This window comes from Adlercreutzia sp. DFI.6.23, from assembly GCF_024462535.1.
Classification (GTDB): Bacteria; Actinomycetota; Coriobacteriia; order Coriobacteriales; family Eggerthellaceae; genus Adlercreutzia; species Adlercreutzia rubneri.
In genome coordinates this window covers 1-374 of the sequence record NZ_JANGBP010000254.1, presented here as the reverse complement: position 1 = coordinate 374, position 374 = coordinate 1, and the positions used below count along the sequence as shown (strand labels likewise).

The 374-nt window shown below is 66.0% G+C and carries 1 pseudogene; it reads right to left on the bottom strand.

What is annotated here, in order from left to right:
- Positions 1–374, bottom strand: a pseudogene (locus NE591_RS13250) (hypothetical protein); the annotation flags it as partial.

Here is a 374-nt window from a genome sequence, read left to right as displayed (position 1 = left end):
CAATGGTGCGAGCGATAAGGGCCATCTCGCCAGCCAGGTCGGGAGCCGCTTCCCATGCGCGTTCTAGGGAGCGGAAGGGCGCTTCCAGCGTCATGCGCTGCAGGGGCGCGTGGGCCGTTTCGAATTCCGCGAAGCCGGTGGCACAGGGGTAGGGCTCGAAGGCGGGCAGGTCGGTCTTCTCGCTTCCGGCCACGGCGATCTTGCCCGTAGCCAGCAAGTTTACGAGTCGCTGGGAAGCGCGACTCATGAGCAGGTAATCGTCGGCCAGCACGACGGGCGAGACGAAGCGCTGGCGCAGCGCCGGTTCGGCTTCCAAAGCGCGCACGGCCAGGTTCACGGCTTCGCCCGGTAAGACGGCCTCTTCGAAAATGAGG